Source organism: Diaphorobacter sp. J5-51 (genome assembly GCF_001023515.1).
In the GTDB taxonomy this organism is placed as follows: Bacteria; Pseudomonadota; Gammaproteobacteria; order Burkholderiales; family Burkholderiaceae_C; genus Diaphorobacter; species Diaphorobacter nitroreducens.
The window spans coordinates 1-26,588 of sequence record NZ_JSYI01000015.1 but is presented as its reverse complement, the minus strand read 5'-3'; the positions used below and the strand labels follow the sequence as shown (position 1 = coordinate 26,588).

The window sequence follows — 26,588 nt, the reverse complement described above, 5'->3', positions numbered from 1 at the left end:
CGGCACGCAGCCGGTGGCCCGGTATTGCGCTCTGGGCCTGCCCAGGTGCTACGGCGCCGCCAGGCCCAGTGGGACCGTCAGGAGCGCGAAGGGGCGGGCGCCTGGGCCAGCAACTGCGCCAGCCGTCCCAGTGCGTGGCGCACCGTGGCGGCGCGCACGGCGGCGCGGTCTCCGCCAAAGCGCCGCAGTTCCGAATGGGTGGCGCCCGCCACGCACCAGCCGAACCACACCGTGCCCACCGGCTTGTCCGGGCTGCCGCCCGTGGGGCCGGCCACGCCCGTCACGGCCACGCTGACCTGCGCGGCGCTGTGGCGCACGGCGCCCTCGGCCATGGCGCGGGCCACGGGCTCGCTCACGGCGCCGTGGGCCGTGATGAGATCGGCGGGCACGCCCAGCAGCGCGGTCTTGGCGGCGTTGGAATAGCTGACGAAGCCGCGCTCGAACCATTGGCTCGACCCCGACAGGTCGGTGCAGGCCGCGGCGATCAGGCCGCCGGTGCAGCTCTCGGCCGTGGCCAGCATCCAGCCGCGTGCGAGCAGGTCCGTGGAGATATGAATCAAATCGGCCTCCAGCGCTTGTCCATCAAGCGCTGGCAGCTCTTTTTTTGATAGTTCCATGGCATTCACCCGAACCAGTGGCGCCACAGCGCGATCACCAGCAGCGTGCAGAACCCGGCCACCAGGTCGTCCAGCATGATCCCCAGGCCGCCGCGCCAGCCGAAGCCCTTGAACAACCGGTCGGCCCAGGCCACGGGGCCGGGTTTGGCGGCATCGAAATAACGGAACAGCGCAAAGGCGGCGAGCTGGCCCCAGAAGCCCATGGGCATGGCCAGCCACAGCACGATCCAGATCGCGACGATCTCATCCCACACGATGTGGCCGGGGTCTGCCACGCGCATGTGGCGTGCGGTGACGGTGCAGGCCCACCAGCCCAGCAGCAGCGACAGCGCGATCAGCAGCCCCATGCCGCGCGGCGTGAGCCACAGTTGCAGCACCAGGAACGCCAGCCACCCCCACAGCGTGCCCACCGTGCCCGGTGCCACACGCGACAGTCCGCTGCCAAAGCCCAGCGCGATGCAGTGCGCGGGGTGCACGAACAGAAAGCGGCGCAGGGCGTGGGGCGGCAGCGGGGTGGGGGGCGGCGTATCGGGCATGGGCGGCAAGGATGCAAGGGCCGGCCGATGCTACCAGCGGCGCCGGCCCGGTAGCGGGAGCGGTCAGGCGAAGTGGTCGAACGAGGCGAAGTGTTGCGCCACGGGCTGCCCCTGGCCGTCCACCACACGCAGGCCGGGCGCGGGCTCGACGCGGCCGATGCGCGTGGCGCGCGTACCGCTGGCCTGCGCGGCGGCCTGCACGGCGGCCTGCTGTGCGGGAGGGGCGGTGAAGACCAGTTCGTAGTCGTCGCCGCCGGCCAGCGCGCATTGCATCAGCGTTTGTGCGCCAAAACCGGCTGTAGCGCCCGCCTGCTGGGCGCTAGCAGCTAGTAAATTGGTAGCGACGGTGGCGTCCACGCAGGCGCCCACGCCCGAGGCCTTCAGGATGTGACCCAGGTCGCCCAGCAGGCCATCGCTCACGTCGATGGCGCTGCTGGCCACGCCGCGCAGCGCCAGTCCCAACGCCACGCGCGGTGTGGGCTGCTCCAGCCGTGGGCGCAGCTGCTGCAGGGCGGTGGGCGGCAGCGCCAGGCGGCCGCGCAGCGCATCCAGCGCCAGGCGCGCCTCGCCGGGCGTGCCGCTCACGTAGATGTCGTCGCCCACCCGCGCACCGCTGCGCAGCAGGGCCTGGCCCGTGGGCACTTCGCCAAACACGGTGACGCAGAGGTTCAGCGGCCCCTGCGTGGTGTCGCCACCGACCAGCTCGCACTGGTGCGCGTCGGCCAGCCGCAGCAGGCCGTCCGCAAACGCCTGCAGCCAGGGCGCATCCACGCGCGGCAACGCCAGCGCCAGCGTGAAGGCCAGCGGCCTGGCGCCGCAGGCGGCCAGGTCCGACAGGTTCACCGCCAGCGCCTTGTGGCCCAGGTGTGCGGGGTCCACGTCGGCAAAGAAATGGCGGCCCTCGACCAGCATGTCGCTGGACACGGCCAGCTGCATGCCGGGCGTGACCGACAGCAGCGCGCAGTCGTCGCCCACGCCCAGCGTCGCACGGCGCACCGGGCGCGTGAAGTAGCGCGCAATCAGGTCGAACTCACCCATGGGCGGCTGCCGCGTTCAGATGTCGTGCCCGCGAAAGCGCAGCGCGGCCTGGCGGCTGACCTCGGCCAGCAACTGCTCTTCGCGCTGGCGCTCGCGCAGCCAGCGGGCGTCGTTCTGGCCCAGCGCGGTCTCACCGCGCAGCATGTGCAGCGCGCCCGATGCGCCATGCGTGCCGGCGTAGCGCGCCACGTGGTCCAGCGTCTGCAGGATGTGGTCGCGCAGCGGCATGTGGTCGCCGCTGGCAGGGTCCACGTACACCGCGTCCAGTCCGAAGCGGCAGGCCTGGAAGCGGTTGTAGGTGTAGACGAGGTAGTCGTCCTCGGTGGGGGTGAAGGGCTGCTCGGCCAGGAACCACGCGGCCAGCGACTGCACGTAGCCGGCCAGCGCCGCGGCGCGCTCGATGGTGAGCGGCGTGTCGAACACGCGGATCTCGATGGTGCCGTACTCGGGCTTGGGGCGGATGTCCCAGTAAAAGTCCTTCATGCTCTTGACCACGCCGGTGCGCGTCATTTTGTTGAAGTACTGCTCGAACTCGCTCCAGGTGAGTACGCAGGGCGCGCGGCCCGACAGCGGGAACGCGAACACCGAGTTGAGGCGCGCGGAGTCGAACTGCGTGTCCTGCGCCTGCACGTACGGGCTGGAGGCCGACAGCGCGATGAAGTGCGGGATGTAGCGGCTCATGCGGTGCAGCATGAGCAGGGCGGAGTCGGCGTCGGGGCAGCCGATGTGCACGTGCTGCCCGAAGATGGTGAACTGCTTGGACAGGTAGCCGTACAGCTGCGACAGCTCCTGAAAGCGCGGCTTGTCGTAGATGCGCCGCTCGTGCCATTGCTGGAAGGGGTGCGTGCCGCCGCCGACCACGGCGATGTTGAGCTTGTCCGCGCTCTTGACCAGCGCGTCGCGGATCTGCGTGAGTTGGCCCAGCACCTCGGAGCTGCTGTGGCACACGCCGGTGGAGATCTCGATCATGCTGTTGGTCATCTCGGGCACCACGCTGCCGGGCAGCGGCACCTTCTTCATGAGGCGCAGCATGTCTTCGGCGTAGGGCGCGAGGTCGTAGTCGTTGGTGCTCACGAGCTGCAGTTCCAGCTCGACGCCCAGCGTCAGGGGCTCGGAATGGTGGAAGGCTTCAAGACTCACGTTGGGTGTCTCCGGTGTTGCTGCCGCGGCTGCTCAGGGGCGCCCAGGGCTTGGAGCTTTCGCCCGCGCGGTAGATGGCCACGGTGGCGATCACTGCGCCCAGCACTTCCATCACCAGGATGGCCGGCAGGGCGATGCGCGCGATCAGGTGGCCCGTGGAGGCCGAGGCCACCACGAACTGCGAGGCCACCAGCAATGCGATGGCCGACATCGGCGCCATGGCGCAGCTCAGCCACAGGGCCTGGCGCCAGCTGGCGCCACTGCCCACGTTGCCCACGCCCACGCCCAGCGCCTTGGCCAGCAGGCGCACGAAGATCAGCGCCAGCACGGCGCCGACCACCGGGCCGCTCCAGTCGGCCTGCGCGGCGACGGTGGAGACGAGCACAAACATCAGCATCGTCAGCAGCGAAGAGGCGGTGCCCATCTGCCGCGGCCAGGCCCAGGGGCGCGGGTGCAGCTGCTTGAGCAGCATGCCGCCCAGCAGCGCGGCCAGCGGGGCCGAGCCGCCCATGTGCGCGGTGACGGCGGTGCTGGCGGCGATCAGGGCCATCAGCAGCATGGAGGTGTTCTCGCTCGTCGGGCTCATCACGCGCAACGCCAGGCGCAGGATGAGTGACAGCAGCGCACCCACGGCCACAGAAACGCCCAGCACCACCAGCGCGGGATACAGCGTGCCCACCAAGCCCACGCCGGGGCGGTTGATGAGCTCGGCCTGCGCGCTGCCCAGCGCCAGCGCATACAGGGACGACAGCGTTGCGAGCACCACGGCACGGTCGGTCACGGGGCCGGCGGCGCGCGTGTCGGACACCACGCGCGTCAGAACCGCCGGTGATGCCGCCATCGCGACCAGGGCCAGCGGGCCGGCGGCGCGCTCGGGTACGTCGAACCACAGCATCGTCCAGTACACCGCGAAATAGGTGAAGGCGGACTCCGCGATGCTCTGCACCAGCACCATGGGGTTATGGCGGAACCAGCGCAGCGGAATGCGACCGCCCGCCTCGAACAGCACCACGGCCACGCCCAGCTCCACCAGGAACAGGCCAATGCCCTGCAGCGGCCACACGGCGCCGCCAAAGCCCAGCAGGCCCACGATGGTGCCCACGAGCGTGTAACCCACGACCTTGGGCAGGCCGCTGTAGCGTTGCACCAGATAGCCCGTGATGGAGGCCACGGCCAGCAGCAGCGACCACTGCACCGTGGGCAACCCCGCCGATGGGCGCAGCCACTGCGCCCAAAAGCTCATCAGCTCATTCATTGTTGTAGATCCTCTGTCTCGTGCGGGCAGGCCCGCTGGATGCCCGGGCGCAGCCTGCCCCAAGGGTGCGCGCTGCGGCTGCGTGGAACGTGACTACGTTCCCAGGCTATTAACTGAATGTATCTGCAGCGGTCGCGTTGCTTCTGTAGGACGGCGCGCAGCCTGTGGTGGGCGCACCTTATCAGACGGTGCGGCGCGGGGGCAGGAAAAAGCCCAGCGGCGCGCTGCGCCAGCGCGCCAGCAGCGCGCGGTAGATGCGCGCGCGGTCCACGCTGCCCACGTTGTGCGCACGCAATGCCAGGCGGAACGCCAGGTAGAAGCTGACGAGGACGTTGAGCGCACCGTTGAAGGGCACCATGGCCACGGCCCACCAGAAAGCCGGCTGGTGCAGCACGTCCATGCCCAATGTGGCGCTGGCCACGCCGATCTGCCCGGTGGACAGCGTAACGTGGCGCACATCCAGGCCCAGCCCGAAGAACGCGGCAAAGGCCGGCGTCAGCCCCAGCATGAAGCCGAGCGAAATGTTGGCCGCAAAGCCCGAGATGTTGCCCCGCAGGAAGCGCGCCCAGCGGGCGGCGCGTGCAGCACCCAGCATGTGCGTGATGCGCGGGTTGTACTGGATGGCCGAGTCCAGCCGGCGCAATACGAACCAGTTCTCCACCCAGCCCGCGAAAATGCTGGACGCGAACAGCAGCACGCCGGTGAAGGCCGCGAACAGCAGCGAGGGGCCCAGCAGGTGCAGCGACTGCAGCACGTGTTCCGCCTGGGCCGTGCCGATGGCCGGCTGCCCGAGCATCTGCGCGATGAGCAGCGCCAGGGCCAGCGCCCCGGGGAACACCAACAGCACGTTGCCCAGCACGGCGGCCACCTGCGAGCGCACGAGATGCGCGACCTCGTCCACGAAGGATTCCAGCCCCTGCGCCTCGTCCAGGTCCTTGAGCTTGGCGGCCATGGCGGGTGCCGTCATGGCGGGCTGCTTGGTGGCCACCGTGAAGTGCAGCAGCTGGATCAGCACGAAGCTGACGGCGTAGTTCACGCCCGCCATGAAGCCGCCCCAGAACGCGGACAGCGCCAGCGCGTACAGCCCGAACTTGGCCAGCGTGGTGAAGGCCATCACCAGCCCGCCACCCGCCGCCTTGCGCACCATGGCCAGGTATTCGCCCGCCGTGCGGGTGATGTAGTGCTCGCCCGTCTCGGCGCTGCGCTCGGCGACCTTGGCCGCCAGCATGGACGAGTTGGACGCCACCAGCGCACGCAGGCTGCGCCGCTCGCGCCCCACGGTCACCAGGCGCGCAAGGAACTTGGCCGCCGCCACGGCGGGGCGGGGCGACAGCAGGCATTCCAGCAGCTCGCGCACGCGCAGGATGCGCTCGCGCAGCTGGCGCAGGCGAAACACCAGGCCCACGGAGATGCCGTTGTCCTCGAAGTGCGCATACACCGTGTTGGTGGCGGCGCGGCAGGCGTCCAGGCGCTCGCGCAGGCGCTGCACGGCTTCCTGTAGGCGGTCGCCGGTGCGCAGCGGGTGCTCCACCTCCACGCGCAGGCTCTCCACGTCGCGGATCAGCGCATGAAAGGGCTGGGCCTCGCGCGCCTCCTCGCTCATGCGCAGACGCAGCTCGGGCGCAAAGCCGGTGGACAGGATCTGCCCGGCGCAGTAGGTGATGGCGTCCAGCAGCGCGCGCTGCCAATGGCTGGCGCCGCCCTGCTCGCAGGCGGGCACCAGCACGGCCAGCAGGCGGCCCAGCAGGGTTTCGTCCAGCGACGCCAGCCAGCGCGCGTCGAAATCGCCAGGCAGCGCCAGCATGAACAACTCCGACGCATCCAGCGTTTCGGGGCTGGAGGGCAGCAGTTTGTAGCGCACGCGCTCGGCCAGCTCGCTGGCCATGGAGGTGCGCTGGGCAAAGCCGAAGTCCGCCAGCAGCGTGGTGATGTCCACCTGCTGCGTGAGCGCTGCCCACCAGGCCTGCAGCCGCACCTGGATGTCGGGCGAGCGTTCCGCCGCGTCGACCAGCAGAGCCACGCGGCCTGCGGCGCCCTCCGTGGACTGGCCGTCGCCGCGCACCCAATCCAGCACGGCGATGAGTTGCAGGTGCCGCTGTGCCAGCGGTGCGGTCGGGTCGATCCCGGCGAGCAGCTGCGCCAGGTCAGGGCCGCTGCGGCTCAATGCAGCACCCTTGCCGCCATGGGCTGGCCCGGTTGGCCGGGCGAGAAGGCCTCCAGCACGAACAGCTCGATCGGACAGGTGAACGGCTCACCATCCTCGGCCACGCAGAAATAGCTGCCGTGCATGCTGCCGCTGGCGGTGCGCAGGCGGCAGCCGCTGGTGTACTGAAATGCCTCGCCGGGCTTGAGCAGCGGTTGTTGGCCCACCACGCCCAGGCCCTTGACCTGCTCGGTGTGGCCATTGGCATCGGAGATGATCCAGTGGCGTGAAATCAGCTGCGCGGTCACGTCGCCCGTGTTGGTGATCGTGATGGTGTAGGCAAAGCTGTATACGCCTTCGTCGGGCGCGGACTGGTCGGGAAGGTACTGCGGTTGCACCTCCACCTGGAACTGGTATTTCGGCATCGTGCAATGGTAGCGGCGATGGTGAGTCCCGTGCCGCACAAGGCCCCGCTCCGGCTGTGCCCGGCATGCGACCGTCGCGCCGCGGCGGCGTCAACTGCGACAATCGCGGCCATGAGCCGCACCTACCGCATCGCCCCTTCTATCCTGTCCGCCGACTTTGCCCGCCTGGGTGAGGAAGTGCGCAACGTCATCGCCGCCGGCGCCGACTGGATCCACTTTGACGTGATGGACAACCACTATGTGCCCAACCTCACCTTCGGCCCCATGGTGTGCCAAGCCCTCAAGCCCCATGCCGTGACGCCCGCAGGGCACGCCGTCCCGATCGACGTGCACTTGATGGTGCAGCCCGTGGACGAACTGGCCACGGCGTTTGCCAAGGCGGGGGCGGACCTCATCAGCTTCCACCCCGATGCCTCGGCGCACGTGCACCGCAGCATTCAGAATATCCGCGCGCAGGGCTGCAAGGCGGGCCTGACCTTCAACCCCGCCATGCCGCTTGACGTGCTGGACTGGGTGATCGAGGACATCGACCTGATCCTGTTGATGAGCGTGAACCCCGGCTTTGGCGGACAGAGCTTCATCGAGAGCACGCTGCGCAAGATCGAAGCGGCCCGCAAGCGCATCGAGGCCTCGGGCAAGGACATCCGCCTGGAGGTGGACGGTGGCATCAAGGCCGACAACATCCGCCGGGTGGCGGATGCGGGCGCGGACACGTTCGTTGCAGGCAGCGCCATCTTCGGCAAGAGCGACTACAAGGCGGTGATCGACGCCATGCGCGCCGAACTGGCGTGAGGCGCCGCCGCGCGGCTTGATCGCAATCCGCTGAAAAAGCCTATTGCACCGGCGTGGTGGCTTCGCGCAGCACGCCACCGCCTTCCACCGAGCCCGACACCGTGGCGCTGCTGCGCACGCGCGCCTCGCAATCGGACCGGTCCTGTGGAGTCTTGAAGGCCTCGCAGCGGGCCAGCGCGTTGCGCTCATAGATGCTGGTGTCGCTGCTGGACAGCTGGCCCGTGCGCGCGGCCTGGGCGGCCGCCCCTGCCTCGCGTACGCAGGCGGCGCGGCTTTCCGCGGGCACGGACGCGCAGGCGGCACGGTCGCTGCTGTACTGGCTGCGCACTTCGTTGGCAGCCTGCGCCGCGCCGGCGCACAGCAACAATGCGGCGGGAAGCAGGGCGGTGAATCGATGCAATGCCATGGGATGACCTCCTGAAGGGCGATGGTTTTGACGGTTCCAACAATGGCTGTCCAGCGTAGGGCGCCACCCGGAAGGCGTCTGTCCGCATGCGGCGCCGTGGTGTGTCGGACGGGTCGGACAGCGCATACACTGCCCGCGCTCAATGCATGACTGACAAGGACAAGGGATGGAACGGGTGCAACAAGACCTCGCCGCGCTGCTCGCGCGCACCGACGCCGCGATCGTGGACCTCGACGGCACCATGGTGGATACGTTGGGCGATTTTGCCGAGGCGCTCAATCGCATGCTGCGCGACCTGCAGCTGCCCGCCATCGCGCCGGGGGCGATCGAGCGCATGGTCGGCAAGGGGTCGGAGCATCTCCTGCGTTCAGTGTTAAAACACGTTCTAGCGCCCGACCAGCAAGCGCTGACAGCTATGCAATTGGAAGCAAAGGCCGAGGCCTTGTATCCCCAGGCGTGGGAGCGCTACCAGCACCATTACCTGGCCATCAACGGCCAGTATGCGGCGCTGTACGCCGGCGTGGCCGAAGGGCTTGCGGCGCTGCACCGCACCGGTCGGCCGCTGGTGTGCCTGACCAACAAGCCCACCGACTTCGCCCGGCCTCTGCTGCGCGCCAAAGGGCTGGACGGCTTCTTCACCCACGTGTTCGGCGGCGATGCGTTCGCGCGCAAGAAGCCCGACCCGCTGCCACTGCTCAAGGCCTGCGAGGCGGTGGGAACCTCGCCGGCGCGCACGCTGATGATCGGCGACTCCAGCAACGATGCCCAGGCCGCGCGTGCGGCGGGCTGCCCCGTGGTGCTGGTGACGTACGGCTACAACCACGGCCAGCCCGTGCGCGGCGTGGACGCGGACGGCTACGTGGATGCGCTCACCGAGCTGATCGCTAGGGCCTGTTCACACTATTTTTGCCAGTGCGAATGGCGTGAAAACCGCGCCAATCTAGGCGCGTGACGACGCCAAGGCCGGGGCCTTGGCTAGGAGGGCAACGACGAATGGCGCGGTTTTCACTCCGTTCCCTCCGGGTTGCGATCAAAAAGGGCCATTCGCGGCGTTGCCAAGCCTCGCTGGGGTAGCACCCCAGCTTCGTTTGGCGCCTTGCGCCTGGCCCTTTTTGATCGCAACGCATCTGGCAAAAATAGTGTGAACAGGCCCTAGCTGAATTCCTCCGGCCGCATGCGCGCCATAGGCGCCGCGCGGGGCGCCCGGGTCCTCAGAAGCTCTCCCATTCGTCGTTATCGGCAGCCGTGCGGGCCGCCTGCGCGGGTTGAGGGCGCGCTGCTGCCGGACGTGCCAAGGCGGCCGCAGGCGCCCGGGCGGGCGCCGGCGGCGTGGCGGGCCGGGCAGGGGCGGCGGGTGTCGCGGAGGTGGCGGGTACGGGAGCCGGCGCAGCCGTGGCATGCACGGGCGCCATGCGCGGCAGGGCGGAGGCCTTCTGCGCCAGCTTGAACACGGCGACGGCCTCGACGAGCTCGCGGGCCTGGCCGCTGAGGCTGCTGGCGGCGGCGGCCATCTCCTCGACCAGCGCGGCGTTCTGCTGCGTGGCCTGGTCCATCTGGGTGATGGCCTCGCCCACCTGGGCCACGCCCGCGCTTTGTTCGCTGCTGGCGGCGCTGATCTCTCCCATGATGTCGGTCACGCGGCGAATGGCGGTGACCACCTCAAACGCCATATGCCTACCGCCGCGATGACCACGGTGATGAGCAGAACCAAGCCGAAGGACAAGGCCAGGCGCGTGCCGACCTTGAGGTTGCTGAGATGCATAGAGGCCCCTTGCTGCGCAATTGCAATAAAGTGTATCGCCAAGGGGAGATGGCTGAAAACGCCATCAAAGGGGCAATGGCATGCTTTCTCTGCGCATCGTCACTGCGTGGGTCGATGGGCTTTATTCCTTGCCCAGCAGGGCGTCCTTGAGCTTCCAGTCGGCCGGCTGGCTGCCGAGCCAGATACCCAGCAATGCGTTGAAGAATTCGGGCTCCTTGAACGGTTCGCCCTGCGGGACGCCCTTCACCGTCACCTGCGTGCCCGTGCCGGGCAGCCAGTCCACGACGAACTGTTCGCCCGCCATGAGCTTCTTGTGCTCCGAAAAGATCTGGCTCATGCGCAGCACGCCCGGGATGAGCTTGGAAAAGGCGGCCTTGTCCATGTTGTCTTCCATACCGCGCGAAAACAGCTTGCCGAGTTCGGTGGAGTCGATGTCGCGCAGCATGGTCACGCTGATGCGCTTGGGGCCGCGCAGCGCGTAGACCTCGGCAGGCGTGGACGCCTTCTTCTCCAGGTACAGGCCTGCGGCATACACCTTGAACACGGCCTTGTAGCGCACACCGGCGCCATTGAGTTGCAGCTTGCTGCCGCCCAGGTCGAGGGTGGGCTCGAACTTGACGCCGGCTGCGGTCGTCGGCTCCGTCGATGCGGGAGCCGGAAGCGCCAGGCACAGGGGAAGGGCCAGAGCACCCCACTGCAGGGTGCGACGACGGGTGAAGGGCATTGCGCAACTCCAAAAAAGAACGCTCGTTCGTTTCTAAATGTTGCGCCATCGAGGGGCGGTCGGCAATAGGGTTTTCGCGTGGATGCGCTGCAGCATCCACCGCGCAGGTGACAAAGTGCTTTGCTACACTGCGGGTCCATGTTCATTCACCACACGTTCATCACAGGTTGCAGCGACCGGGGAGCCTGGCCCTGGCGCAAGCCTGCGTCGTTGAACCCCTGACTGCACCTGGGCGCCTCCCCAGCGTGCGCCCGTGGCCCCACACGTGCTGTCCTGCACGGGGCCGACTCCTCTGAATGATCCTGCGGCGCACTGGCGCAGCCAGCGACCGCGCCGCACGAGCTGGGAATCTTCTTGTGATCACTGAACTGGAATTCAAAAGCCTGGCCAGCGAAGGCTACAACCGCATCCCGCTGATGGCGGAAGCCTTTGCGGACTTGGAAACCCCTCTCTCCCTGTACCTCAAGCTGGCCCATGGCAAAGGCGACGGCAAGCACAGCTTCCTGCTGGAGTCGGTCGTCGGCGGCGAGCGCTTCGGGCGCTACAGCTTCATCGGCCTGCCTGCGCGCACCTTGCTGCGGTCCAGCGGCTTCGGCGATGCGGCGCGCACCGAGGTGGTGACCGACGGCCAAGTGGTGGAGACGCACCCGGGCAACCCGCTGGACTTCATTGCCGCCTACCAAGAGCGCTTCAAGGTGGCGCTGCGCCCGGGGCTGCCACGCTTTTGTGGCGGGCTGGCGGGCTACTTCGGCTACGACGCGGTGCGCTACATCGAGAAGAAGCTAGAGGCCACCTGCCCGCCCGACACGCTGGGCTGCCCCGACATCCTGCTGCTGCAGTGTGAGGAACTGGCGGTCATCGACAACCTCTCGGGCAAGCTGTATCTCATCGTCTACGCCGACCCGGCCCAGCCCGAGGCCTATGCCAAGGGCAAGAAGCGCCTGCGGGAGCTGAAGGACCAGCTCAAGTATTCCGTGAGCGCGCCCGTGGTGCGGCCCACCGAGAGCCACACCGCACAGCGCAGCTTTGCCAAGGCCGACTACTTGGCAGCCGTGGAGCGCGCCAAGGAGCTCATCGCCGCGGGCGACTTCATGCAGGTGCAGGTGGGCCAGCGCATCCACAAGCGCTACACCGAATCGCCGCTGTCGCTGTACCGCGCGCTGCGCTCGCTGAACCCGTCGCCGTACATGTACTACTACAACTTCGGCGATTTCCAGGTGGTGGGCTCCAGCCCCGAGATCCTGGTGCGCCAGGAGAGCACGCCCGAGGGGCAGAAGGTCACCATCCGCCCGCTGGCCGGCACGCGCCCGCGCGGCGCCACGCCAGAGGCCGACAAGGCCACCGAAGTGGAGCTGGTGAACGACCCCAAGGAACGCGCCGAGCACGTGATGCTGATCGACCTGGCGCGCAACGACATCGGCCGCATCGCCAAGACCGGCACCGTGAAGGTGACCGAGGCCTTCGCGGTCGAGCGCTACAGCCACGTGATGCACATCGTGAGCAACGTGGAGGGCATCCTCAACGACGGCATGACCAGCATGGACGTGCTCAAGGCCACCTTCCCGGCCGGCACGCTCACCGGCGCGCCCAAGGTGCACGCCATGGAACTGATCGACCAGTTGGAGCCCAGCAAGCGGGGCCTTTACGGAGGCGCCTGCGGCTACCTGAGCTATGCGGGCGACATGGATGTGGCCATCGCCATCCGCACCGGCATCGTCAAGGACGGCACGCTCTACGTGCAGGCGGCGGCCGGCGTGGTGGCCGACTCGGTGCCCGAGCTCGAATGGAAGGAAACGGAACACAAGGCGCGCGCCCTGCTGCGTGCGGCCGAATTGGTGGAGGAGGGGCTGGAATGACCACCCGTGCAATCGACAAGACCCAGCCCTGCGCCAGCATGGCCGAGGTGCGCGCGCGCATCGACGCGCTGGACGACATCCTGGTGCCGCTGCTCGTGGAGCGCGGCGGCTACATGACCCAGGCTGCCATCAACAAGCCGCGGGAAGACCAGGTGCGCGACGAAGCGCGCATCGAGGCCATCGTGCAGCGCGTGCGCGCGCGTGCGGCGGCCGAGGGCGGCGAGCCCGACGTGATCGAGGCCATCTACCGCAGCATGATGGAGGCCTACATCGCCTACGAACACCGTGAATTCGCGCGCCTGTGCGCAGAGGGCCGCAAGGGCCAGGAGGTGACGCCATGACGCGCGTGCTGATGGTCGACAACTACGACAGCTTCACCTACAACATCGTGCAGTACTTCGGCGAGCTGGGCGCCGAAGTCGAGGTGTTTCGCAACGACGAGATCACGCTGGAGGGCATTGCCGCGCGTGCGCCCGACCGGCTGGTGATCTCGCCCGGGCCCTGCTCGCCGGCCGAGGCGGGTATCTCGGTGGCGGCGATCCAGCACTTCGCGGGCAAGCTCCCCATCTTGGGCGTGTGTCTGGGCCACCAGAGCATTGGCGCGGCCTTCGGCGGCAAGATCATCCGGGCGCAGCAACTCATGCATGGCAAGACCAGCGTCATCACCACCACGCAGACGGGCGTGTTCGCCGGCCTGCCCAAGCAGTTCACGGTGAACCGCTACCACTCGCTGTCCATCGAGCGCGCGAGCTGCCCTGAAGTGCTGGAGGTGACGGCCTGGACGGACGACGGCGAGATCATGGGAATCCGCCACCGCGAGCTGGCCATCGAGGGCGTGCAGTTCCACCCCGAGAGCATCCTCACCGAGCACGGCCACGCGATGCTCAAGAACTTCCTGGATCAAAAATAATAGCTGCCAGCGCTTGCCTGTCAACGAATTCACTGCGAAAAATGCTTGAAATGCATATACAGCAAGCGCAAGCAGCTATCAAAAATAGAGGTACTTCCATGACCCCCATCACCCCCCAGGAAGCGCTGCAGCGCACCATCGAGCACCGCGAGATCTTCCACGACGAGATGCTGCACCTCATGCGCATGATCATGAGCGGCGAACTCTCGCCCGTCATGACCGCGGCCATCACCACCGGCCTGCGCGTGAAGAAGGAAACCATCGGCGAGATCACCGCCGCCGCGCAGGTGATGCGCGAGTTTTCCCACAAGGTGCAGGTGCACGACACCAAGCACCTCGTGGACATCGTGGGCACGGGCGGCGACGGCGCCAACACCTTCAATATCTCCACCTGCGCCACCTTCGTGATCGCCGCCGCGGGCGCCAAGGTCAGCAAGCATGGCGGGCGCAGCGTCAGCAGCAAGAGCGGCAGCGCCGACGCCATGGAGGCGCTGGGCGTGCACATCAACCTGCAGCCTGCGCAGATCGCGCAGTGCATTGGCGACGTGGGCATCGGCTTCATGTTCGCGCCCAACCACCACCCCGCCATGAAGAACGTGGCGCCGGTGCGCAAGGAGCTGGGCGTGCGCACCATCTTCAACATCCTGGGGCCGCTGACCAACCCGGCAGGTGCGCCCAACATCCTCATGGGCGTGTTCCACGAAGACCTGGTGGGCATCCAGGTGCGTGCGCTGCAACGCCTGGGCGCCGAGCACGCGCTGGTGGTCTACGGCCGTGACGGGCTGGACGAAATCAGCCTGGGCGCGGGCACGCTGGTGGGTGAATTGAAAGACGGCGCGGTGCGCGAGTACGAGATCCACCCCGAGGACTTCGGCCTGCGCATGGCGGGCACGCGGGCGCTGCGCGTGGAGAACCCGACCGAATCCAAGGCCATGCTGATGGGCGTGCTGCAGGGCGACGAAGGCCCGGCGCGCGACATCGTCTGCCTGAATGCCGGTGCCGCCTTGTATGCTGCCAACGTGGCCGACTCGCTGGAAGACGGCCTGCGCCGCGCCCAGCAGGCCCTGGCCAGCGGCGCGGCCCTGGCCAAGCTGCAGCAGCTGGTCGCCTACACCCAGAAGCTCGCGGCCTGAGCGCACGGCGATGAGCCTGCTGGACGCTCCCATCTGGAACGACCCCGCGACGTGGATCGTGCTGGGCGTGTCGCTGCTGTTCATCGTCGTGGGCATCGTGATGCACCGCATCATCATGAAGGTGGTGCGCGGCCCGGCACCGCCCACGCAAGGCCACAAGGGCCCGGTACCTCCGCGCGAATGAGCGGGACGGGCGCTGGCGCCAGTGCGCGCCGTCACCATTGACGCTCCCTGCGGGGAGCAAGGAAGCAAGCATGTCCGACATCCTGAAGAAAATCTGCGACGTGAAGGTCGAGGAAGTGGCCGCCGCGCAAAAGCGCGTGTCCTTCACCGACATGCGCCGCGACGCCGAGAGCCGCGTGCTCACGCGCGACTTCGTGGGCGCGCTGCGCGCCAAGATCGACCAGGGCCAGGCCGGCGTGATCGCCGAAATCAAGAAGGCCAGCCCCAGCAAGGGCGTGATCCGCGAGGATTTCATCCCGGCCGACATCGCGCAAAGCTACGCCGAGGGCGACGGCAAGGTCAGCGCGGCCTGCCTGTCGGTGCTGACCGACCGCCAGTTCTTCCAGGGCCAGCCCGATTACCTGAAGCAGGCACGCGCCAGCTGCCCGCTGCCGGTGCTGCGCAAGGATTTCATGGTCGATCCGTACCAGATCTACGAGTCGCGCGCTTTTGGAGCCGACTGCGTGCTGCTGATCGCCGCCTGCCTCGAGGATGGCCTGATGGTCGAGATGGAGCAGATCGCCCGCAGCCTGGACATGGCCGTGCTGGTGGAGGTGCACGACGGTGCCGAGCTGGAGCGCGCGCTGCGCCTGCAGACGCCGCTCGTGGGCATCAACAACCGCAACCTGCGCACCTTCGAGGTCAGCCTGCAGACCACGCTGGACCTGAAGAAGGAAGTGCCTGCCGACCGCCTGCTGGTGGCCGAGTCCGGCATCCTTGCGCCGGTGGATGTGCACACGCTGCGCGATGCCGGCGTGAATGCGTTCCTGGTGGGCGAGGCCTTCATGCGCGCGCCCGACCCGGGGCGGGCGCTGGCCCAGCTGTTCGCCTGACGGCCGCAGGCCGGGCGTCCCCCGGGGTTGGGGCGGTGGCGGCATACTGCGCCCATGAAAGTCATCGGGCCGCGTCGATGAGCCTTGCCTGAGGCGGTTACCCGGCCATTCTTATCGTGCCCGCATGGAGGAGTTGCCTTGCGCGAGAGACCGGATACGCAGGCCGAGCGTTTTCGCAGGGAGTGGTGGTTGCTGGCGGGCCTGTGGCTGGCGCTGGGGGCGCTGATCGCGGTCGTGCTGATCCTGGAGCGGCGCGACACCGAGGAACGCGAGCGCCAGCAGGTCGCGCACCAGGTGCATATCGTCCATGAGAACCTGGAGCGCCAACTGCATGCCGTGAACCAGGCGCTGGGGGATATTGTCGCGAACCTGGCGCAGTGGCGCGCGCGCCCTGAAGGCGCCTTGCCATTCAACGAGCGGCTGCGGGCCTTCAGCGACGCCATGACCGGCGTGCGCACGCTGACCGTGCTGGATGCCGAGGGTACGGTGGTCGCCTCCAGCCGCGCCGAACTGCTCGGGGAGAACTTTGCCTACCGCGATTACTTCCAGTCGGCGCGGCGACTGGCAAGCCGCGAGCAGCCCTCGCTGATCGTCAGTGCGCCCATGCGCACGGTGTTGGGTATCTGGGCCATCACGTTGTCGCGCCCGGTGGTGGCGGAAGATGGGCTGCCCGGCGGCGTGGTCGCGGCGACGCTGGACCCCGAGGAGTTCAAGACCTTGCTGGATTCCGTGCGCTACGCCCCCGACGTGGAGAGCACCCTGGTGCACGGCGACGGCGTGCGCTTCCTGCGCGTGCCCGAACGGGCGGGGCTGCTGGGCGCCACGCTGGCGCAGCCCGGCACGCTCTTTCAGGCGCACCTGGACAGCGGGCGGATGGAAAGCCTCTTCGTCGGCGCGATGGAGCCGGACCCGGCCGAGCGGCTGGTGGCGCTGCGCACCATCTTTCCGGCGCACCTGCACATGGACAAGCCGTTGGTTGCGGCCGTCGCGCGGGACTGGAGCCAGGTGTTCGCCGCCTGGCGCGCGCGCGCCTGGACGCTGGGTGTGGCATGGCTGCTGACGGGGGTTGCCATTGGGCTGGGCCTGGGCTTCATGCAGCGCCGGCGCCGCCAGCTGTGGCGCCGCGAGCAGGCGCTGGCTGCCCAGGAAGCCGCCTTGCAGGCCCGCTGGCAGGCGGTGCTGCACGCCACCCAGCAGGGCGTGTGGGACTGGGACGTGGCCTCGGGCACGGTGTATTTCTCGCCGGTATGGAAGACCATGCTCGGCTACGCGGAAGGCGACATCGGCGACAGCCTGCAGGAATGGGAAAGCCGCGTGCATCCCGACGACCTGGCGCGCGTGCAGGCCGACGTGGCGCGGCACCTGGCGGGTGAAACGCCGGTGTATGAGAACGTGCACCGCCTGCGCTGCAAGGACGGCAGCTACAAATGGGTGCAGGACCGCGGCCAGGTGGCCGCGCGCGACGCCAGCGGCCGACCCACCCGGCTCATCGGCACCCACACGGACGTGACCGCGCAGCGGCAGCACCAGGAGACGCTGGACCGCCTGGCCGAGAACGTGCCCGGCGCGCTGTACCAATACCAGCGCGAGCCCGACGGGCGCAGCCACTTCCCGTACGCCAGCCCCGGGGTGCAGGACATCTACGGGCTTCCCCCGCAGGCCCTGTGCGTGGATGCGGAGCAGGTCTTCGCGCGCATCCACCCCGACGACCTGCAGGCGTTGCGCGAAAGCCTGCTGGCATCCGCGCAGACCCTGGAGCTGTGGCGCACCGAGTACCGCGTGCTCGTGCCCGGGGAGCGCGAGCGCTGGGTCAGCGGCCAGGCACGGCCCGCGCGCACGGCCTCGGGCGCCGTGCTGTGGCATGGCTATATCCACGACGTGACGCTGGCCAAGCAGCAGGCGCTGCAGCAGCAGGAGACCGAGCGCCTGCTCACGCATCTGATGCAGGAGATGCCCATCGGGCTGTGCATGATCAATGCCGCGGGCGTGATCTATTTTCGCAACCGGCGCTTCCAGGACCTGTTCGGCTACACCGAGGCCGAGGTGCCCACGCTGGGGCAGTGGTGGCCGCGCGCCTATCCCGATCCGCACTACCGCGAACAGGTCATCGCCGCGTGGAACGCAGACCTGGCGCAGGCAGGCGCGCAGGGGGGCGAGATCGCGGACAGGGAATACCGCGTCACCGACCGTGACGGCAGGCTGCATACGATGACCATCGGCGGGCTCGCGTTTGGAGACCATTGCATGGCCACGTTCGTGGACGTGACCGAGCAGCGCGCGCAACATGAACTGCTGCGCAAGCTGGCCTTCATGGACGGGCTGACGGGCCTGGCCAACCGCCGCCAGTTGGACCGCACCCTCAAGGCCGAATGGCGGCGCTGCCGGCGCAGCGGCCAGCCCCTGGCCGTGGTGATGGTGGACATCGACCATTTCAAGCAGTTCAACGACCTGTATGGCCACCAGCAGGGCGACGATTGCCTGCGCGCCGTGGCCGCCGCGCTGCGCGGCGGCCTGGGGCGGTCGCACGACCTCGTGGCCCGCTACGGCGGCGAAGAATTCGTCTGCCTGTTGCCCGAGTGCGACCTGGACGGCGCGCGCGCCAAGGCGCAGGCGCTCTGCCGGGCCGTGCATGCGCGGCAGATGGAACACCGCGGCTCGCCGGTGGCGCCCGTGGTCACGGTGAGTGCCGGGGTGGCCTGTGTGGTGCCCAGCGCCGAAGACACCCCCGAACAGTTGCTGGCGCGCGCGGATGCGAACCTGTACCGCGCCAAGGCGGCAGGCCGCAACCGGGTGCATGACGGAATGGATTCGCTATCGTAAATATAGCTTGTAGCGCAGAATGGATAAGCCTTGGAGCATGATTTGATGCTAAATACTCCCGCCGCCACGCAACTGCAAAGTGCCGACCCTGCCGACTGGCCTGTCGCGCCGGGCTGGCAGCCGCTGGTCGACACGTTCTTTGCCAGCGCGCGCGGCCGGCAGTTGCTGGCCTTCCTGCAGGCGCGGCTGGAGGCCGGCGCCGCCATCTTCCCGCCGCAGCCGCTGCGGGCGCTGCAGCTCACCGCCCCCGAGGACACGCGCGTGGTCATCCTGGGGCAGGACCCGTACCACGGCCGTGGCCAGGCCGAGGGGCTGGCGTTCTCGGTAGCGCCGGGCGTGCGCCTGCCGCCCTCGCTGCAGAACATCTTCAAGGAAATGCAGCGCGACATGGGCGTACCCTTCCCACCGTTTCCCAACCCGGGCGGCAGCCTGGTGAAGTGGGCACAGAACGGTGTGCTGCTGCTCAACACCTGCCTCACGGTGGAAGAGGGCCAGGCCGCGAGCCACGCGGGCAAGGGCTGGGAGCAGTTGACCGATGCCGTCATCCGCGAGGTGGCCGAAGGGCCGCGCCCCGTGGTGTTCATGCTCTGGGGCAGCCATGCGCAGTCCAAGCGCGCCTTCATCCCGCAGGACCGGGGGCACCTGGTGCTTACCTCCAACCATCCCTCGCCGTTGTCGGCGCTGCGCCCGCCCGTGCCGTTCATCGGCAACGGCCACTTCGGCCAGGCGCGGGCGTTCCGCCAGCAGTACGGTTACTGATCAGCGCCGCTCGCGCACCGTCAGCCACGCGCTCGCGGCGCCGCTGGCGGCGATCAGGCAGATGCCCAGCAGCGACCAGCGGTCCGGCATGTGGCCGTACACCGCCCAGCCGGCCAGCATGGCAAACGCGATCTGGGTGTAGAGGAACGGCGCGATCGTGGCGGGCGCTGCGCAGGCGTAGGCCCGCAGCAGCAACAGATGGCCCAGCGCGCTCGACAGTCCCATGACCACCAGCCCCAGCCATACCCAGGCGCTGGTGATGGCGGTCCACACGAAGGGCGCCGCCAGCGTCATCAGCCCGGCGGCAATCCAGCTGGTGTAGAACTGCGTGGTCGTGGGGGCCTCCTGCCCGGCCATGCGGCTGCTCAAGATCTGGTACCCCGTGCCGCAGGCCAGCATGCCCAGCGGCAGCACCAATACCCCGCTGAAGGACTGGCCGCCCGGGCGCAGGATCAGCAGCACGCTGGCCAGCCCTGTGGCCACCAGCAGCCAGCGCAGTGGGCTGACCGGCTGGCGCAGCCACAACGCGGCCACGAGCGTCACGCACAGCGGCGTGGCGGCCACGATGGCGGTGAACTCCGCCAGCGGCATGGCGCGGATGCTGAAGATGCCGAACAGGCTGGTGGCCGTGAACAGCACCGCACGCAACAGTTGATAGCGCGGATGGTCCGTACGCGGCGGGCTCCAGCCGCTGCGTGGCAGCACATAGGCGCTGGTGACCAGCGACTGGAACACATAGCGCAGCCACAGCGCCAGCAGCAGCGGCGTGGTGGCGCTCACCAGCTTGGTGGCGGTGTCCAGCAGCGCGAACGAGGCGCAGGCGCCCACCGTGAGCGCGATGCCGGCCAGGGCGGTGCGGGGGCTGTGCCCGGCCGGCGCGGCGCTCATGCGCGGGGGCGCTCCAGCAGCATGCAGTCGCCGTAGCTGAAGAAGCGGTAGCGCTGCGCGACCGCGTGGCGGTACAGCTGCATGATGTGCTCGTAGCCCGCAAAGGCGCTCACCAGCATCATCAGCGTGCTCTTGGGCAGGTGGAAGTTGGTGAGCAGCAGGTCGACCACCTGGAATGGAAAGCCCGGCGTAATGAAGATGCTGGTGTCGCCCGCGGCCTGGCCGCTCGCGGCCCAGGATTCCAGCGTGCGCACCGTGGTCGTGCCCACGGCCACCACGCGGCCGCCGCGCTGGCGGCAGCGCTCCAGCGCCGCCAGCGTGGCCAGCGGCACCTCGTACCACTCGCTGTGCATGCGGTGCTCGGCCAAGTTCTCGGTCTTCACGGGCTGGAAGGTGCCCGCGCCCACGTGCAGCGTGACGCTGGCGCGCTCGATGCCGCGCTCGGCCAGGCGGGCCAGTACGGCATCGTCGAAGTGCAGCGCGGCCGTGGGTGCGGCCACCGCGCCGGGCGCGCGCGCGAACACGGTCTGGTAGCGCTCGCTGTCCTCGCCGGCATGGGGGTCGTTGCCGCTGGCCTGCTGGCGCTCGATGTAGGGCGGCAGCGGCAAGTGGCCGTGGCGCTCCATGAGCTCCCAGGGGCTCTCGCCCGCAGGGCCGCGCAGGGCCAGGCGAAACAGCGGGCCGTCCGCATCCGGGTAGCGGCCGAGCAGCGTGGCGTCGAACCCGCCCGCGGCCGCGCCGCCGGCCAGGTGGAGCGTGGCGCCGGGCAGCGGCTTTTTGCTGACCTTCATGTGGGCCACGACCTCGTTGCCCGTGAGCACGCGCTCGATCAGCAGCTCCAGCTTGCCGCCGCTGGCTTTCTCGCCGAACACGCGGGCCTTGACCACGCGTGTGTCGTTGAACACCAGCAGGTCGCCCGGTTGCAGCAGGTCGGGCAGTTCGCGGAAGATGCGGTCGGTGGGCGGGGCGGTGCGCCCGTCCAGCAGGCGCGAGCCGCTGCGCTGGGGGGCCGGGTGCTGGGCGATGAGCAGTTCGGGCAGCTCGAAGTCGAAGTCGCCCAGGGTGAAGGTGCGGGGTGCGGTGGAGGCAGAGGACATGCGGGGCTTGAGGGCCGGACGGGCCCGTTCCAAGGCAGAAAGACAAGCCCGCGATTCTCGCAAAGATGCCGCCGCCGTGCAGCGCGTTGGTGCACCTCGGGCGCTACCAGCGAGGATCGGGCAGGTCGGACCAGAGTTGCGCGAGGTCGGGGAACTGCCAGCGCGCCGGGTCCTCGCGCGCGATGATCTTGTCGCGGCAGTCGGGCTCGGACAGGTCCACCACCTCGGGGGGGATGCGCAGATCGGATCGGGTGGAGTAGAAGACCCTCACGCGCGGCGCGATCAGCTTGCCCGGCGACTGCTCGGTCACCACACCCAGGCGGCCCGAGGCGAGGCGCACCAGCGAGCCCACGGGGTAGATGCCGATGCTCTTGACGAAGGCCTGGAACAGCCGGCTGTCAAAGTGGTCGCGGGTCCATTCCGCCATGCGGCGCAGCGACTCCGAGGGGTCCCAGCCGCGCTTGTAGGGCCGGTCCGACGTGATGGCGTCGTACACGTCGCAGATGGCGGCCATGCGCGCCAGCGTGCTGATCTGCTCGCCCACGAGGCGGTGGGGGTAGCCCGTGCCGTCCATCTTCTCGTGGTGGTGCAGGCACGCGTCCAGCACGGGCCCGGGCAGGTCGGTGCCCTGCAGCAGGGCGTAGCCGGCCACGGGGTGGCTGCGCACCACGGTGAACTCGTCGTCGGTCAGCTTGCCGGGCTTGTTGAGCACTTCCAGCGGCACGGCCGCCTTGCCGATGTCGTGCAGCAGCCCGGCCAGCCCGGCCATGCGCGTGGCGCCATCGTCCATGCCGATCTGCCGGGCCAGCGCCACCATCAGCGCGGACACGGCGACCGAGTGCATATAGGTGTACTCGTCGGCCGTCTTGAGCCGCGCCAGGCTGATGAGCGCACCGGGGTTGCGCGTGACCGAGTCGGTGATCTCGTCGACCATCTCCTGCGCCACGGCGGTATCGATGGCGCGGCCCAGGCGTGCCTGGCCGAACATTGTGACCACGGCCTGCTTGGCCTGCGAGCAGATGGCCGCCGCGCGGCGCAGCTCCTGGTCCATGCCTGCCGGCTGGGGCGTCACGGCCGGGGCCGGCGCGGGCTGGGCAGGCAGGTCCTCCAGTTGCTGGAAGTCGCTGTCCAGTTGCGCGTCGGCTTCGGCGCGGGACACGCTGGCCGTGCCGGGCGCGATGTCCAGGCCCTTGGATGTGTCGATCCAGACCTCGTGGATCTCCGTGGCGCGGATGCGCGCCAGGTCTTGCGGATCCTGCAGCAGAAAGCGCGAGCGCCAGAAGGGGTGCTCCATCCAGGAGCCGCAGAACTCATGCAGGTACATGCCCAGGGTGAGATGCTTGACTTCGATACGCTTGAGCATGGCGGGAGACGACGAGACGGTAACGTGCGGTAACTGCGGGCATGGTAGCCTTTTTGCCGTGCCCAGACCCACACGTTCCTCCACGTCCGCCTCGTCCTCCGCGAAGCCCGCCCCCAGCCCCGCACAGCAGGCCCTCGTCAAGCTGGGGCTGGTGCGCGACATTGACCTGGCCCTGCACCTGCCCCTGCGCTACGAGGACGAGACACGCATCACGCCGATCCGCAGCGCACGCGATGGAGACACGGTGCAGATCGAGGCCACGGTGACCGCCAGCGAGGTGCAGATGCGCCCGCGCCGGCAACTGGTGGTGACCGTGGAGGACGGCACCGGCAGCTGCGAGCTGCGCTTCTTCAGCTTCTACCCTTCGCACCAGAAGACCATGGCCGTGGGCGCGCGCCTGCGCGTGCGCGGCGAAATCAAGGGCGGTTTCTGGGGCCGCCAGATGCTGCACCCGGCGTTCCGCAAGGCCGAAGGGGACTTGCCCGCGGCGCTGACACCCGTCTATCCCACCGTGGCGCAGCTGCCTCAGGCGTACCTGCGCCGCGCCGTGGCGAGCGCCCTCACGCGCGTGGAATTGCCCGAGACGCTGCCGCCGGGGCTCGAACCCCCCGCGGTTCCCTCGGGGGTGCGGATTGATGACCAAAACGGCCTCCAGCGCCCATGGAGCCTGCGCGAGGCGCTTCTGTTTTTGCATCACCCCACGCCCGATGTGGCGCTGGCCACGCTGCAGGACCACAGCCACCCGGCGTGGCAGCGCCTGAAGGCCGAGGAACTGCTGGCGCAGCAGCTGTCGCAGCTCACCGCCAAGCGCGAGCGCGCCCGCCTGCGTGCCCCGGCGCTGCGCCCGCAGACGCAGGCAGGGGGCACGCCGCTGCACGAGCAATTGCTGGGCGTGCTGCCCTTCAGCCTGACGGCCGCGCAGCGCCGCGTGGGTGAGGAGATCGCGCGCGATCTGGCCCGGCCGGTGCCCATGCACCGTTTGCTGCAGGGTGATGTGGGCTCGGGCAAGACCGTGGTGGCCGCGCTGGCCGCCACGGTGTGCATGGACGCGGGCTGGCAGTGCGCGCTCATGGCGCCCACCGAGATCCTGGCCGAGCAGCACTTCGCCAAGCTCATCGGCTGGCTGCAGCCGCTGCTGGCCGCGCGCGGGCGCCAGGTGGCGTGGCTGGTGGGCGGGCAGAAGAAGAAGGAGCGTGCCGAGATGCTCGCGCGCATCGAAAGCGGCGAGGCCGCGCTGGTTGTGGGCACGCACGCCGTCATCCAGGAGCACGTGCGTTTCAAGAACCTGGCGCTGGCGGTGATCGACGAGCAGCACCGCTTCGGCGTGGCACAGCGCCTGGCGCTGCGCAAGAAGCTGGAGCACCACGGCCTGGAGCCGCACCTGCTGATGATGAGTGCCACGCCCATCCCGCGCACGCTGGCCATGAGTTACTACGCCGATCTGGACGTGTCCACCATCGACGAGCTGCCGCCCGGGCGCACGCCCATCGTCACCAAGCTGATCGCGGACAGCCGCAAGGATGAGGTGGTCGAGCGCATCGGCGCGCAGGTGGCGGCGGGCCGGCAGGTGTACTGGGTGTGCCCGCTGATTGAGGAGAGCGAGGCGCTGGACCTGTCCAATGCCACCGCCACACATGCCGAGCTGAGCGAGGCATTGCAAGGCGTGATGGTGGGCCTGCTGCACTCGCGCATGCCCGCCGCCGAGAAAAAGGCGGTGATGGACTTGTTCAAAGGCGGGCAGATGGGCGTGCTGGTGTCCACCACCGTGATCGAGGTGGGCGTGGACGTGCCCAACGCCAGCCTGATGGTCATCGAGCATGCCGAGCGCTTTGGCCTGAGCCAGCTGCACCAGCTGCGCGGGCGCGTGGGGCGCGGCGCGGCCGCGTCGGCCTGCGTGCTGCTGTACTCGACGGGCGAATCGGGCCGGCTGGGCGAGACCGCGCAAGGCCGCCTGCGGGCCATGGCCGAGACTACCGACGGCTTCGAGATCGCGCGGCGCGACCTGGACATCCGCGGGCCGGGCGAATTTCTGGGCGCGCGCCAGTCGGGCGACGCGCTCTTGCGCTTTGCCGACCTGGCCACCGACACGCTGCTGCTGGACTGGGCGCGCGAGACCGCGCCGCAAATGCTCGACCGTCACCCGGACCTGGCCGAGCGGCATATTCAGCGTTGGCTCGGTGCAAAAAACGACTATTTGAAGGCGTGAGTGCATAGCGCCAACACATTACGCCGTAGCACAATGGCATGACATTTGCCGGCAGGATTCGCCATGACTCTTACAGAACTCAAATACATCGTTGCGGTCGCCCGCGAAAAACACTTTGGCCGCGCTGCCGAGGCCTGCTATGTGTCGCAGCCCACGCTGTCGGTGGCCGTCAAAAAGCTGGAGGACGAGCTGGAGGTCAAGTTGTTCGAGCGCAGCGCGGGCGATGTGACCGTGACGCCGCTGGGCGAAGAAATCGTGCGCCAGGCGCAAAGCGTGCTGGAGCAGGCCGCCGCCATCAAGGAGATCGCCAAGCGCGGCAAAGACCCGCTGGCCGGCGCCCTCACGCTGGGCGTGATCTACACCATCGGCCCCTACCTGCTGCCCGAGCTGGTGCGCCACGCCATCGCGCGCACGCCGCAAATGCCGCTGATGCTGCAGGAGAACTTCACCGCCCGGCTGCTGGAGATGCTGCGCACCGGCGAGATCGACTGCGCCATCCTGGCCGAACCCTTTCCCGACACCGGCCTGGCCATCGCGCCGCTGTACGACGAGCCCTTCATGGCGGCCGTGCCCTCCAGCCATGCGCTGGCCCAGCGCAAGAGCGTGTCGGCGTCGGAACTGAAGAACGAGACCATGCTGCTGCTGGGCGTGGGCCACTGCTTTCGCGACCATGTGCTGGAGGTCTGCCCCGAGTTCGCGCGCTACGCCAGCAACGCCGAGGGCATACGCCGCACGTTCGAAGGCTCGTCGCTGGAGACCATCAAGCACATGGTCTCTGCCGGCATGGGCGTGACGCTGGTGCCACGCCTGTCGGTGCCGCGGGATGCGCTGCACACGGGTGCACGCCGGCGCAAGAGCGACGACACGCACATCCGCTACCTGCCCATCAAGGAGAGCGACGGCAGCCCGCCGCCCATGCGCCGCGTGGTGCTGGCCTGGCGGCGCAGCTTCACGCGCTACGAGGCCATCGCCGCGCTGCGCAACGCTGTCTACGCCTGCGAGTTGCCCGGCGTCACGCGCTTGTCTTGACGCAGGGCGATGCTGCGCGGCGCGGCAGTTGGTACAGTCATGGCAGAGTCATCCCAACCACCCAGAAAGGACGCACCATGGCCAAGCCCAGCAGCAAATCCGTCAGCACCAAGAGCGGCGCACCGCGCATCAACATCGGCATCAGCGACAAGGACCGGGCTGCCATCGCGCAGGGCCTGTCGCGCCTGCTGGCCGACACCTACACGCTGTACCTCACGACCCACAACTTCCACTGGAACGTGACGGGCCCGATGTTCAACACGCTGCACACCATGTTCATGGCGCAGTACACCGAGCTGTGGAACGCCGTGGACCCGGTGGCCGAGCGCATCCGCTCGCTGGGCCATGTGGCGCCGGGCTCCTACGCGCAGTTCGGCCAGCTCACCAGCCTGCCCGACGTGCCGGCCCAGCCGCCCAAGGCGACCGAGATGATCCGCATCCTGGTGGAAGGCCATGAGGCCGTGGCCCGCACCGCGCGCGAGCTGTTTCCCCTGGCCGACAAGGCCAGCGACGAGCCCACGGCCGACCTGCTGACCCAGCGCCTCACGGTGCACGAGCAAACGGCCTGGATGCTGCGCTCGCTGCTGGAGGACTGAGTAACCGTCTTCGAAGTCAAGCGCAATGAAGCGACTTG

At 68.8% G+C, this 26,588-nt stretch carries 25 protein-coding genes and 1 pseudogene; 13 read left to right on the top strand and 13 right to left on the bottom strand.

Annotated features, from left to right (window positions below; translation table 11 throughout):
• Positions 1-77: 77 nt before the first annotated feature.
• From OX89_RS01735 to apaG, 7 genes are all read right to left on the bottom strand, one after another.
• Complete coding sequence (locus OX89_RS01735) at positions 78-617, bottom strand: CinA family protein (RefSeq protein ID WP_047349337.1); 540 nt, start codon at positions 615-617, stop codon at positions 78-80.
• Positions 618-622: 5 nt separating this feature from the next.
• On the bottom strand, positions 623-1,153 hold the full coding sequence (locus OX89_RS01730) for a phosphatidylglycerophosphatase A (protein ID WP_047349336.1): 531 nt from the start codon (positions 1,151-1,153) through the stop codon (positions 623-625).
• 63 nt (positions 1,154-1,216) lie between these two features.
• Positions 1,217-2,191, bottom strand: coding sequence for a thiamine-phosphate kinase (thiL, locus tag OX89_RS01725; RefSeq protein WP_047349335.1), 975 nt, complete (start codon positions 2,189-2,191; stop codon positions 1,217-1,219).
• Between the two features lie 15 nt (positions 2,192-2,206).
• A complete protein-coding gene (locus tag OX89_RS01720; RefSeq protein ID WP_012655413.1) occupies positions 2,207-3,331 on the bottom strand; it encodes a YbdK family carboxylate-amine ligase in 1,125 nt (374 codons plus the stop codon).
• Complete coding sequence (locus tag OX89_RS01715) at positions 3,321-4,586, bottom strand: cation:proton antiporter (RefSeq protein ID WP_011803821.1); 1,266 nt, start codon at positions 4,584-4,586, stop codon at positions 3,321-3,323. The genes OX89_RS01720 and OX89_RS01715 overlap by 11 nt, the downstream gene beginning before the upstream one ends.
• Positions 4,587-4,767: 181 nt before the next feature.
• The gene (locus OX89_RS01710; RefSeq protein ID WP_047349334.1) at positions 4,768-6,750 is read right to left on the bottom strand and encodes a site-specific recombinase; all 1,983 of its coding nucleotides are present in this window, start codon (positions 6,748-6,750) and stop codon (positions 4,768-4,770) included.
• Positions 6,747-7,154 (bottom strand): Co2+/Mg2+ efflux protein ApaG, encoded by a 408-nt coding sequence (apaG, locus tag OX89_RS01705; RefSeq protein WP_047349333.1) that lies wholly within the window; start codon positions 7,152-7,154, stop codon positions 6,747-6,749. Before apaG ends, OX89_RS01710 begins: the two co-directional genes overlap by 4 nt.
• 111 nt (positions 7,155-7,265) lie before the next feature.
• Here apaG and rpe point away from each other — a divergent pair, with 111 nt between their 5' ends.
• On the top strand, positions 7,266-7,946 hold the full coding sequence (gene rpe / locus OX89_RS01700; protein ID WP_047349332.1) for a ribulose-phosphate 3-epimerase: 681 nt from the start codon (positions 7,266-7,268) through the stop codon (positions 7,944-7,946).
• Positions 7,947-7,986: 40 nt separating this feature from the next.
• Here rpe and OX89_RS01695 read toward each other — a convergent pair whose 3' ends face one another.
• Positions 7,987-8,352: a hypothetical protein gene (locus tag OX89_RS01695; protein ID WP_011803825.1), complete on the bottom strand. Its 366-nt coding sequence runs from the start codon at positions 8,350-8,352 to the stop codon at positions 7,987-7,989.
• Positions 8,353-8,518: 166 nt separating this feature from the next.
• On the opposite strand from OX89_RS01695, the gene gph reads away from it, so the two are divergent.
• Positions 8,519-9,304, top strand: a complete 786-nt coding sequence (gene gph / locus OX89_RS01690; protein WP_011803826.1) for a phosphoglycolate phosphatase — start codon at positions 8,519-8,521, stop codon at positions 9,302-9,304.
• A gap of 259 nt (positions 9,305-9,563) precedes the next feature.
• Here gph and OX89_RS01685 read toward each other — a convergent pair.
• Both OX89_RS01685 and OX89_RS01680 read right to left on the bottom strand, forming a co-directional pair.
• Positions 9,564-10,013, bottom strand: a pseudogene (locus OX89_RS01685) (hypothetical protein); the annotation flags it as partial.
• Between the two features lie 222 nt (positions 10,014-10,235).
• Positions 10,236-10,838: a chalcone isomerase family protein gene (locus tag OX89_RS01680; RefSeq protein WP_011803828.1), complete on the bottom strand. Its 603-nt coding sequence runs from the start codon at positions 10,836-10,838 to the stop codon at positions 10,236-10,238.
• Between the two features lie 356 nt (positions 10,839-11,194).
• Here OX89_RS01680 and trpE point away from each other — a divergent pair, with 356 nt between their 5' ends.
• The 8 genes from trpE (at position 11,195) to OX89_RS01645 (ending at position 19,371) form a co-directional block, all read left to right on the top strand.
• Positions 11,195-12,694 (top strand): anthranilate synthase component I, encoded by a 1,500-nt coding sequence (trpE, locus tag OX89_RS01675; protein ID WP_041835856.1) that lies wholly within the window; start codon positions 11,195-11,197, stop codon positions 12,692-12,694.
• Positions 12,691-13,035 carry a chorismate mutase gene (locus OX89_RS01670; protein ID WP_047349330.1) on the top strand — a complete coding sequence of 115 codons (345 nt, stop codon included), beginning with the start codon at positions 12,691-12,693 and terminating at the stop codon, positions 13,033-13,035. Before trpE ends, OX89_RS01670 begins: the two co-directional genes overlap by 4 nt.
• Positions 13,032-13,604 (top strand): aminodeoxychorismate/anthranilate synthase component II, encoded by a 573-nt coding sequence (locus tag OX89_RS01665; protein WP_012655422.1) that lies wholly within the window; start codon positions 13,032-13,034, stop codon positions 13,602-13,604. The genes OX89_RS01670 and OX89_RS01665 overlap by 4 nt, the downstream gene beginning before the upstream one ends.
• Before the next feature lie 98 nt (positions 13,605-13,702).
• Positions 13,703-14,737, top strand: coding sequence for an anthranilate phosphoribosyltransferase (gene trpD / locus OX89_RS01660; protein ID WP_011803832.1), 1,035 nt, complete (start codon positions 13,703-13,705; stop codon positions 14,735-14,737).
• Positions 14,738-14,747: 10 nt separating this feature from the next.
• The gene (locus tag OX89_RS18785) at positions 14,748-14,921 is read left to right on the top strand and encodes a hypothetical protein (protein ID WP_172205614.1); all 174 of its coding nucleotides are present in this window, start codon (positions 14,748-14,750) and stop codon (positions 14,919-14,921) included.
• A 70-nt stretch (positions 14,922-14,991) separates the two neighbouring features.
• Positions 14,992-15,792, top strand: coding sequence for an indole-3-glycerol phosphate synthase TrpC (gene trpC, locus OX89_RS01655; protein WP_047349329.1), 801 nt, complete (start codon positions 14,992-14,994; stop codon positions 15,790-15,792).
• 138 nt (positions 15,793-15,930) lie between these two features.
• Positions 15,931-18,612 carry a diguanylate cyclase domain-containing protein gene (locus OX89_RS01650; RefSeq protein WP_047349328.1) on the top strand — a complete coding sequence of 894 codons (2,682 nt, stop codon included), beginning with the start codon at positions 15,931-15,933 and terminating at the stop codon, positions 18,610-18,612.
• Positions 18,613-18,657: 45 nt separating this feature from the next.
• The gene (locus OX89_RS01645) at positions 18,658-19,371 is read left to right on the top strand and encodes a uracil-DNA glycosylase (protein WP_011803835.1); all 714 of its coding nucleotides are present in this window, start codon (positions 18,658-18,660) and stop codon (positions 19,369-19,371) included.
• Here the strand turns inward: OX89_RS01645 and OX89_RS01640 are convergent, their stop codons facing one another.
• The 3 genes from OX89_RS01640 to OX89_RS01630 all read right to left on the bottom strand — a co-directional run bounded on the left by OX89_RS01640 (position 19,372) and on the right by OX89_RS01630 (position 22,719).
• Complete coding sequence (locus OX89_RS01640; protein WP_047349327.1) at positions 19,372-20,259, bottom strand: DMT family transporter; 888 nt, start codon at positions 20,257-20,259, stop codon at positions 19,372-19,374.
• Positions 20,256-21,356: a tRNA preQ1(34) S-adenosylmethionine ribosyltransferase-isomerase QueA gene (gene queA / locus OX89_RS01635; protein WP_047349326.1), complete on the bottom strand. Its 1,101-nt coding sequence runs from the start codon at positions 21,354-21,356 to the stop codon at positions 20,256-20,258. Before queA ends, OX89_RS01640 begins: the two co-directional genes overlap by 4 nt.
• A 103-nt stretch (positions 21,357-21,459) precedes the next feature.
• On the bottom strand, positions 21,460-22,719 hold the full coding sequence (locus tag OX89_RS01630; protein ID WP_047349325.1) for an HD-GYP domain-containing protein: 1,260 nt from the start codon (positions 22,717-22,719) through the stop codon (positions 21,460-21,462).
• A 58-nt stretch (positions 22,720-22,777) separates the two neighbouring features.
• On the opposite strand from OX89_RS01630, the gene recG reads away from it, so the two are divergent.
• From recG to OX89_RS01615, 3 genes are all read left to right on the top strand, one after another.
• Positions 22,778-24,925 (top strand): ATP-dependent DNA helicase RecG, encoded by a 2,148-nt coding sequence (recG, locus tag OX89_RS01625; protein WP_047349324.1) that lies wholly within the window; start codon positions 22,778-22,780, stop codon positions 24,923-24,925.
• A gap of 63 nt (positions 24,926-24,988) precedes the next feature.
• A complete protein-coding gene (locus tag OX89_RS01620; protein ID WP_047349323.1) occupies positions 24,989-25,954 on the top strand; it encodes a LysR substrate-binding domain-containing protein in 966 nt (321 codons plus the stop codon).
• Positions 25,955-26,031: 77 nt separating this feature from the next.
• Positions 26,032-26,550 (top strand): Dps family protein, encoded by a 519-nt coding sequence (locus OX89_RS01615; protein ID WP_011803840.1) that lies wholly within the window; start codon positions 26,032-26,034, stop codon positions 26,548-26,550.
• The last annotated feature ends 38 nt before the right edge of the window (positions 26,551-26,588 follow it).

Excerpts from the sequence above, each read along its gene's own strand:
- OX89_RS01735 (WP_047349337.1), bottom strand. The coding sequence starts at position 617 with ATGGAACTATCAAAAAAAGAGCTGCCAGCGCTTGATGGACAAGCGCTG.
- OX89_RS01730 (WP_047349336.1), bottom strand. The coding sequence starts at position 1,153 with ATGCCCGATACGCCGCCCCCCACCCCGCTGCCGCCCCACGCCCTGCGC.
- thiL (WP_047349335.1), bottom strand. The coding sequence starts at position 2,191 with ATGGGTGAGTTCGACCTGATTGCGCGCTACTTCACGCGCCCGGTGCGC.
- OX89_RS01715 (WP_011803821.1), bottom strand. The coding sequence starts at position 4,586 with ATGAATGAGCTGATGAGCTTTTGGGCGCAGTGGCTGCGCCCATCGGCG.
- apaG (WP_047349333.1), bottom strand. The coding sequence starts at position 7,154 with ATGCCGAAATACCAGTTCCAGGTGGAGGTGCAACCGCAGTACCTTCCC.
- rpe (WP_047349332.1), top strand. The coding sequence starts at position 7,266 with ATGAGCCGCACCTACCGCATCGCCCCTTCTATCCTGTCCGCCGACTTT.
- OX89_RS01695 (WP_011803825.1), bottom strand. The coding sequence starts at position 8,352 with ATGGCATTGCATCGATTCACCGCCCTGCTTCCCGCCGCATTGTTGCTG.
- gph (WP_011803826.1), top strand. The coding sequence starts at position 8,519 with ATGGAACGGGTGCAACAAGACCTCGCCGCGCTGCTCGCGCGCACCGAC.
- OX89_RS01680 (WP_011803828.1), bottom strand. The coding sequence starts at position 10,838 with ATGCCCTTCACCCGTCGTCGCACCCTGCAGTGGGGTGCTCTGGCCCTT.
- OX89_RS01670 (WP_047349330.1), top strand. The coding sequence starts at position 12,691 with ATGACCACCCGTGCAATCGACAAGACCCAGCCCTGCGCCAGCATGGCC.
- OX89_RS01665 (WP_012655422.1), top strand. The coding sequence starts at position 13,032 with ATGACGCGCGTGCTGATGGTCGACAACTACGACAGCTTCACCTACAAC.
- trpD (WP_011803832.1), top strand. The coding sequence starts at position 13,703 with ATGACCCCCATCACCCCCCAGGAAGCGCTGCAGCGCACCATCGAGCAC.
- OX89_RS18785 (WP_172205614.1), top strand. The coding sequence starts at position 14,748 with ATGAGCCTGCTGGACGCTCCCATCTGGAACGACCCCGCGACGTGGATC.
- trpC (WP_047349329.1), top strand. The coding sequence starts at position 14,992 with ATGTCCGACATCCTGAAGAAAATCTGCGACGTGAAGGTCGAGGAAGTG.
- OX89_RS01645 (WP_011803835.1), top strand. The coding sequence starts at position 18,658 with ATGCTAAATACTCCCGCCGCCACGCAACTGCAAAGTGCCGACCCTGCC.
- OX89_RS01640 (WP_047349327.1), bottom strand. The coding sequence starts at position 20,259 with ATGAGCGCCGCGCCGGCCGGGCACAGCCCCCGCACCGCCCTGGCCGGC.
- queA (WP_047349326.1), bottom strand. The coding sequence starts at position 21,356 with ATGTCCTCTGCCTCCACCGCACCCCGCACCTTCACCCTGGGCGACTTC.
- OX89_RS01630 (WP_047349325.1), bottom strand. The coding sequence starts at position 22,719 with ATGCTCAAGCGTATCGAAGTCAAGCATCTCACCCTGGGCATGTACCTG.
- OX89_RS01620 (WP_047349323.1), top strand. The coding sequence starts at position 24,989 with ATGACTCTTACAGAACTCAAATACATCGTTGCGGTCGCCCGCGAAAAA.
- OX89_RS01615 (WP_011803840.1), top strand. The coding sequence starts at position 26,032 with ATGGCCAAGCCCAGCAGCAAATCCGTCAGCACCAAGAGCGGCGCACCG.